The organism is Bradyrhizobium sp. 35, from assembly GCF_023073215.1.
Lineage (GTDB): Bacteria > Pseudomonadota > Alphaproteobacteria > Rhizobiales > Xanthobacteraceae > Bradyrhizobium > Bradyrhizobium canariense_D.
In genome coordinates this window covers 1-7,329 of the sequence record NZ_JADPJC010000076.1, presented here as the reverse complement: position 1 = coordinate 7,329, position 7,329 = coordinate 1, and the positions used below count along the sequence as shown (strand labels likewise).

The window sequence follows — 7,329 nt, the reverse complement described above, 5'->3', positions numbered from 1 at the left end:
CTCACCCGCGGTCTCGACCCTGAACCTCGCCCATATGATCCCGTTGTCTGCGGTATGGGCCGGAGAGGTGAGGGATCACCACCTCAAGGCGCCCCCATTGTTCTTCGGCAAGACTGAAGGTTCCACGCCATTCCGGTTTTCTCTGCATGTCGGAGATGTCGGCCACACGCTGGTCATCGGACCGACGGGCGCCGGCAAGTCGGTCCTGCTGGCGCTCATGGCGCTGCAGTTCCGCCGCTACAGCGCGGCGCAGATCATTGCGTTTGACGTCGGCGGCTCGATCCGCGCATCGGCCATCGCCATGGGCGGCGACTGGCATGATCTCGGCGGCGCGCTCGATCCGTCAGAACTCGTCGCCCTCCAGCCGCTCGCGCGCATCGACGATCTCGGCGAGCGAGGCTGGGCATCCGACTGGATCGCATCGATCCTGTCGCGCGAGCGGATCGAGGTCACGCCTGAGACTAAGGATCATGTCTGGTCGGCGTTGACCTCGCTCGCCTCGGCGCCGGTTGCCGAGCGGACGCTGACTGGGCTCTCCGTTCTCGTGCAATCCAACGCTCTCAAGCGCGCGCTGCAGCCCTACTGCCTCGGGGGGCCATACGCGCGGTTGCTGGACGGCGAGCACGAAACGCTCGGTGAAGCCTCCGTCCAGGTGTTCGAGACCGAGGGATTGATTGGGACCTCTGTCGCGCCCGCAGTTCTGGCGTATCTGTTTCACCGGATCGAGGACCGCTTAGACGGCCGTCCGACACTGCTCATCATCGACGAAGGCTGGCTCGCGCTCGATGATGCCGATTTTGCCGGCAAGCTCCGCGAATGGCTCAAAACGCTTCGCAAGAAGAACGCCTCCGTCGTTTTTGCGACCCAGTCGCTCGCCGATGTCGACGGCTCCAAAATCGCGCCTGCCATCATTGAGAGCTGCCCGACCCGGATCCTGTTGCCAAACGATCGCGCCATCGAGCCGCAGATCATGGCGATTTACCGGCGCTTTGGGCTGAACGACCGCCAGACCGAGATCCTCGCCCGCGCCACCCCCAAGCGACACTACTACTGCCAATCTCGACGCGGCAACCGCCTGTTCGAGCTCGGACTTGGCGAAATCGCCCTCGCCTTCGTGGCCGCCTCGTCCAAAGCCGACCAGGCTCTCGTCGACCGGGTGCTTGCCGAGCACGGAAGGGACGAGTTCGTGACCGGTTGGCTCATGGCGCGCGACCTCGGCTGGGCCTGCAATCTCATTCCGCAGCTCGCCCAACAAGGAGCGCTCTCATGAACTGGATCCGGCCGATTCTGGCGGCAAGCATCATCGCCATGATCATGGTCCAAGCGCCCGGCAGAGCAAAGGCGCAGTGGATCGTTTTCGATCCCAACAACTACGTTCAGAATGTGCTGACCGCCGCGCGTGAGCTGCAGCAGATCAACAACCAGATCACCTCGCTGCAGAACGAAGCGCAGATGCTGATCAATCAGGCGAAGAACCTGGCCAGCCTGCCTTATTCGTCGTTACAACAGCTCGAGCAATCGATTCAGCGCACCCAGCAGCTACTCTCGCAGGCACAGCGAATTGCCTATGATGTCGAGCAGGTCGATCGCGCGTTTTCCACCACTTATGCGCGGGCATCGGTCAGCATGTCCAATGGGCTCCTTGTCGGGAATGCGCAGACGCGTTGGCAGAACTCCGTTGCCGGGCTGCAGGACGCCATGCGGCTCCAAGCGAGTGTTGTCCGCAATCTCGACACCAACCGCACCCAAATGTCGGCCCTGGTGACGGCGAGCCAGGGCGCATCGGGTGCGCTTCAGGCAAGTCAGGCCGGCAACCAGCTCCTTGCGTTGCAAGCTCAGCAGCTTGCGGACCTTACGGCTACTGTCGCGTCGCAAGGTCGTGCGGAAACGCTCGAGTCTGCCCAGCGCGCAGCTGCGCAGGATCAGGGCAGGGAGCAACTGCGGCGCTTTCTTAGCCAGGGGCAGGGCTACCAACCAACAACCGTGCAGATGTTTCACTGATCATGAAGAAACGACTTGAACGACTGCCCGCCGCGGCAGCCCTTGGTCTTGCTGTCCTGGTGGTTGGCGTCTGCGCCATTCGGTTGCCTGAGGACAGGAGCGCGACCCAATCTTCCGTCTATCTCGCCTCAAAATCCGATGCGACCGCAGCAAAGCTCGAGCAATGCCGCACCGTCACCCACGAGCAGAAAGAGGCTCTTCTCGAATGCCAGAAGATCTGGGCCGAGCAGCGCAGGCAGTTCTTGGCAGGAAGTAGATCGACAGGTGATCCGGACAGCCGGACAGGCGCCGCGCCATTCCTCTCTCCTGTCCTGCGCAAGGACGAAAGTCGCCTCCCGTCCGGTTTTCCCTCCATTCCAAGCCAAAGCGAGTGACCCATGGGTGGTACCTCCGTCATCGATCAATTCCTGGAAACCTTCACCCGCTACATCGATTCCGGGTTTGGCCTCGTCGGAGGCGAAGTGGGGTATCTCGCCACGACGCTGGCGGCGATCGACCTCACGCTCGCGGGCCTGTTCTGGTCCTTTGGCACTGATGAGGAGATTCTTGCCCGGCTCGTCAAGAAGACATTGTTTGTCGGCGTCTTTGCCTATCTGATCAGCAATTGGAACAGCCTTGCGCGCATCGTCTTCGAGAGCTTTGCAGGCCTTGGGCTAAAAGCCTCAGGCACAAGCCTGTCGTCGACAGATTTTCTGCGGCCGGGCCGGATCGCCCAAGTTGGCCTTGATGCCGGCGGACCCATCCTCGACTCGATCTCGGGGCTCATGGGTTACGTCAGCTTCTTCGAGAATTTCGTGCAGATCGTGGTCCTGCTGTTCGCCTGGATCGTGGTGCTGTTGGCCTTCTTTATTCTCGCGATCCAGCTTTTCGTCACGCTTGTCGAGTTCAAACTGACGACACTTGCCGGCTTCGTGCTGATCCCCTTTGGCCTCTTCGGCAAGACGGCCTTTGCGGCCGAGCGAGTGCTGGGCAACGTAATCTCTTCCGGCGTCAAGGTCCTGGTCCTGGCCGTCATTGTCGGCATCGGATCGACCTTGTTCTCGCAGTTCACGGCAGGCTTCGGCGGCAACCAGCCGACCATCGAGAATGCGATGGCGCTGGTGCTCGGTGCGCTCACACTTCTGGGGCTCGGGACTTTCGGGCCCGGTATTGCCAACGGCATCGTCTCCGGAGGTCCGCAGCTTGGCGCCGGAAGCGCTGTCGGGACAGGCCTCGCCGCCGGTGGCGTTGTTGCGGCTGGCGCAGGTCTCGCCGCCGGCGCGGCCGGTCTCGCCGGCGGCGCGATTGCTGGCGCGGCACGTGGAGGCAGCGCGATTGCAAATGGTACGGTGAGCGTGTCGCGGGCGGGGAGCATGTCCGGCGCAGAGGCAAGTGCGTCAGGTGCGGCTAGTCCTTTACGTTCGGTCGCCACTGGTCTTGGCGGAGCGCCGAACCATGCCGGTCGTGAAGAGGGGGACTCTTCCGCCGCTGGGTCCGACGCGCCCCCTTGGGTTCGTCGGATGAAGCGAGCGCAGACGATCAGCCATGGTGCATCAGCGGCTACCCAGGCGATCCGTTCCGGCGATCACGGCGTGGGCGGCGGATCTGTCGACCTCTCCCAACAAGACCGCTGACGCTTCACATCGACCATTTCCATTCCTGAGCATCTTGAGGTCAAACAATGTTCAAACGATCGGCCGTTCACTATGGCCGCATGCCGGAGCCTGTCACTCCGTATCAACGCGCCGCCCAGGTCTGGGATGATCGCATTGGGTCTGCGCGCGTCCAGGCCAAAAACTGGCGCCTGATGGCGTTTGGCTCCCTCTTCTTGTCCGGCTGTTTTGCCGCCGCTCTGGTCTGGCAATCCGCACACGGGACCATCACGCCGTGGGTGGTTGAGGTCGACCAATTGGGGGAAGCCAAGACTGTCGCTCCGGCAAATGCCAGCTATCAACCGACGGACCCTCAAGTCGCTTTTCACCTGGCGCGATTCGTCGAGCATGTGCGTGGTCTGCCGATGGACGCCATCGTGCTCCGCGAAAACTGGCTGCGCGCCTACGATTTCACGACGGATCGCGGTGCCGCGGCGCTCAACGATTATGCCCGCAACAACGAACCATTCGCCAAGCTCGGCAAAACGCAAGTCGCGATCGAAGTGTCTAGCGTCATCCGGGCCTCCCCTGAGAGCTTTCGCCTGGCCTGGATCGAGCGGCGCTATGAGAACGGTCAGCTTGCCGCAACGGAGCGGTGGAGCGCGATCCTCACCATCGTCGTGGAAATGCCTCGCGATCTGGATCGCCTACGCAAAAATCCCCTCGGCATCTACGTCAACGCGATCAACTGGTCAAAGGAGCTCGGCTAACATGCCATCAGGTCTCGTTATTGTGTCACGAAAAGCGCGGCCGTGCTTGCCTCTGGCTCTTCTGGTCTGTGTCTCGACGCTCGGCGGCTGCACGACCTTCAGGCCGCCGCAAATCAGCTACGACAACGAGCTCCCGCCGGCAACGGACTTGCCGGCGCTTGCCGATGATCGCCCGCGACCGCTGCATGTGCCGCCGGCCTGGAAGGCTGCACGAGGCGGCAACAGCGCGGAGCCCCAAGAGCCTGTCGAGCGCATCGAAACCGCAAATGACGCTGCACGCGTGCAGCCTCGCAAAGCCGGCTACTACAATGCGGTCCAAGTGTTTTCCTATAGTCCGGGCGCGCTCTACCAGATCTATGCCGCGCCGGGGCAAATTACGGACGTTGCCCTCGAGCCCGGTGAGCAGCTGATCGGCTCAGGACCGGTCGCCGCAGGCGATACCGTCCGCTGGGTGGTCGGCGACACCGAGAGTGGCAGCGGCGACACCCGCCGCGTTCACATCATGGTCAAGCCCACCCGTCCCTCGATCGAGACCAACCTCGTCGTCAATACGGATCGCCGTACTTACCTGATCGAGCTTCGCGCCAAAGAAAAGCCCTATATGCCCTCGGTCGCCTGGTTCTATCCGGCGGATCGTGGCGGGCGAACGCGAGCTCTACCGCCGGCACCCTTTATTCCGGACCTGCCGGCGCGCCGGTACCGTTACGCGATCGAGGGCGACAGCCCGCCGTGGCGTCCCGTCAACGCTTATGATGACGGCCGCAAAACCTATGTCGAATTCTCCTCCGGCGTCAGTCAGGGCGAGATGCCGCCGCTCTTCGTGATCGGGCCCGACGGTAAAGCCGAGATCGTCAACTACCGCGCTTACGGAAATGTGCTGATTGTTGACCGGCTGTTCGCGGCCGCCGAGCTGAGGCTCGGCGAGGAGCACCAGCAGAAGGTCAGGATCGTGCGAACCGACGGGAGGTCGCTTTGAACGATAGTGACCAGGCGATCGATGAACCAAACGAACCACCTCGGGCCAGGCCACCGGAAGAGATCGCCGAAGCGCTGCGGCTTCGGCCGGATCCTCCGCAAGTTGCGCGCCTCTCGCGAAAGGTCCTGATAGGCGTCAGCGCTTCTGTGCTCGTGCTGGTCACCGGCGCGGTGCTCTGGGCGCTGCAGGAGAAACGGTCTCATACTTCAGCGCCTGAGGAGCTTTACGCCACCGACCACCACAATATCGCCGATCAGCTCGCGACGTTACCAAAGGATTACACCGAGGTCCCGAAGGTCGTGCCGCGTCTAGGGCCGCCCTTGCCGGGCGATCTCGGCCGGCCGATCGTCGCAGCACAGGGGACTTCGACATCCAGCTCCCTCGGCATCGATGCCGAACAGCAGCGTCTCAGCCAGGAGAGCGAGGCGGCACGGATCAGCAAGGTATTTGCCAGCACCAATGTCCGGCCACAGGTCCCTGCCACCTCATCGAGCGAAGCTCGTTCATCCGCCGCGCCATCATCCGACGAAGCATTTGCTCAAAATGGCCAAGACCGAAAGCTTGCGTTCGTCAGTGCAACGGTCGATCGTCGGACGACAAGCTCCGATCGCCTTGTGAGGCCTGCTTCGCCTTTTGTCGTTCAGGCCGGAACGGTCATTCCGGCCGCGCTGATCACAGGAATCCGCTCCGACCTGCCTGGCCAGATCACAGCCCAAGTCACAGAAGCGGTGTACGATTCTCCTACCGGGCGAGCTCGCCTTATCCCCCAGGGAGCAAGGCTGATCGGGAGCTACGATAGCCAGGTCGCATTTGGACAGTCGCGCGTGCTCCTGGTGTGGACGCGCCTTATCATGCCGAATGGGAGGTCGATTATTTTGGAACGGCAGCCCGGCGCAGATGCGGCAGGTTACTCTGGTCTTGAGGACGAAGTCGACAATCATTGGAAGGAATTGTTGGGGGCCGCCGCTCTTTCGACGCTGCTTTCCGTGGGCACGGAGGTGAATTCTGGCGCTGATAGCGGCAATACCAACAGCTATCTCATTGCCGCGCTCCGCCGTGGAGCTGGGGATTCGATCAATCAAGCGGGCCAGCAGATAGTCCGCCGCAATCTCAATATTCAGCCAACTTTGACGATTCGTCCGGGATTTCCGGTGCGGGTGATCGTCAACCGTGACCTGGTGCTCGAACCGTATAGGGGGTGAGGACGATGGCCAAGCTTAAGCTCGGCGCAATCGAAGACGACAAGCCGATCAAAATTACGCATGAACTGCCCGCGAGCGTGCACAGGGATCTCGTGGCATATGCCGAAATCCTTGCACACGAGATCCAGCAGCCGATCGGAGATCCAGCCAAACTTATCGCGCCCATGCTGGCCCGGTTCATGGCAGCTGACAGGAGCTTCCGGAAGGCGCGCCGCGCGGGTCAGCGACCAGCAGAAGGCGAGGGGTAGCGCTGGGAGAGCAACTTCAGGAATTCGCGCAGGGCCGGGTTTTCATTGTCGGCGCGCCAATAGGCAGAAAACTCGAACCGGCTCGCACCTGCGCCATCGCGCAGCTCCCGGTAAACAAGGCCCGCAAAATTTGCGCCTATGTCAGACTCGAGCACGAGGCTTATTCCTGTGTTCATGCTGATCAGGCTTTTGATGATGCCGCGGCTGACGTCATGGCGCTCGATTTTTGGGCGAGCCTCCGGCGAGACCAGCTTGGAAACCAGAAGATCTTCGAACTCTTTTCCGGGGTCGTAATGGCTGAGCAGCACCGTCTCGCCGCACAGGTCGGTCCAGTAGACAGTTTCGCGCGAACTGAGGGGATGGTCATGAGGCAAGGCAACCAGAACACGCTCGCTCCACAGAGGCATGGCTTTATTGTCCAACAACGGCAAGCGCCCGGTGACGATCAGGAGATCGAGCGCGCCGTTACGAAGTGCCGCTGCTAAACGTGTCCGTGATCGTTCAACCGTCGCAAGCCCGCTCTGCGGGAAGCGCTGCTTGAACTCGAGTAGGGACGCTTGT

General features: G+C 61.9%; 8 protein-coding genes and 1 pseudogene. 8 read left to right on the top strand and 1 reads right to left on the bottom strand.

The annotated features are described in order from the left end of the window. From IVB36_RS16070 to IVB36_RS16035, 8 genes and pseudogenes are all read left to right on the top strand, one after another. Positions 1-1,270, top strand: a pseudogene (locus tag IVB36_RS16070) (conjugal transfer protein TrbE); the annotation flags it as partial. Beyond that, positions 1,267-2,001 carry a P-type conjugative transfer protein TrbJ gene (trbJ, locus tag IVB36_RS16065; protein ID WP_247392138.1) on the top strand — a complete coding sequence of 245 codons (735 nt, stop codon included), beginning with the start codon at positions 1,267-1,269 and terminating at the stop codon, positions 1,999-2,001. The pseudogene IVB36_RS16070 and the gene trbJ, both read left to right, overlap by 4 nt. Positions 2,002-2,003: 2 nt before the next feature. Then, positions 2,004-2,375 carry a putative entry exclusion protein TrbK-alt gene (gene trbK-alt, locus IVB36_RS16060; RefSeq protein ID WP_247392136.1) on the top strand — a complete coding sequence of 124 codons (372 nt, stop codon included), beginning with the start codon at positions 2,004-2,006 and terminating at the stop codon, positions 2,373-2,375. A 3-nt stretch (positions 2,376-2,378) separates the two neighbouring features. Next, the gene (gene trbL, locus IVB36_RS16055; protein ID WP_247392134.1) at positions 2,379-3,614 is read left to right on the top strand and encodes a P-type conjugative transfer protein TrbL; all 1,236 of its coding nucleotides are present in this window, start codon (positions 2,379-2,381) and stop codon (positions 3,612-3,614) included. Between the two features lie 47 nt (positions 3,615-3,661). Beyond that, positions 3,662-4,342 (top strand): conjugal transfer protein TrbF, encoded by a 681-nt coding sequence (gene trbF, locus IVB36_RS16050; protein ID WP_247289301.1) that lies wholly within the window; start codon positions 3,662-3,664, stop codon positions 4,340-4,342. Between the two features lies 1 nt (position 4,343). Then, positions 4,344-5,318 (top strand): P-type conjugative transfer protein TrbG, encoded by a 975-nt coding sequence (trbG, locus tag IVB36_RS16045; RefSeq protein ID WP_247392125.1) that lies wholly within the window; start codon positions 4,344-4,346, stop codon positions 5,316-5,318. Then, the gene (locus tag IVB36_RS16040) at positions 5,315-6,520 is read left to right on the top strand and encodes a TrbI/VirB10 family protein (protein ID WP_247392117.1); all 1,206 of its coding nucleotides are present in this window, start codon (positions 5,315-5,317) and stop codon (positions 6,518-6,520) included. Before trbG ends, IVB36_RS16040 begins: the two co-directional genes overlap by 4 nt. A 5-nt stretch (positions 6,521-6,525) precedes the next feature. Further along, the gene (locus IVB36_RS16035) at positions 6,526-6,768 is read left to right on the top strand and encodes a DUF2274 domain-containing protein (protein ID WP_247392115.1); all 243 of its coding nucleotides are present in this window, start codon (positions 6,526-6,528) and stop codon (positions 6,766-6,768) included. On the opposite strand, the gene IVB36_RS16030 is transcribed toward IVB36_RS16035, so the two are convergent. Continuing rightward, positions 6,741-7,329 (bottom strand): LysR family substrate-binding domain-containing protein (locus IVB36_RS16030; protein WP_247392108.1); only part of this gene is annotated, 589 nt, incomplete at its 5' end. The genes IVB36_RS16035 and IVB36_RS16030 overlap by 28 nt on opposite strands.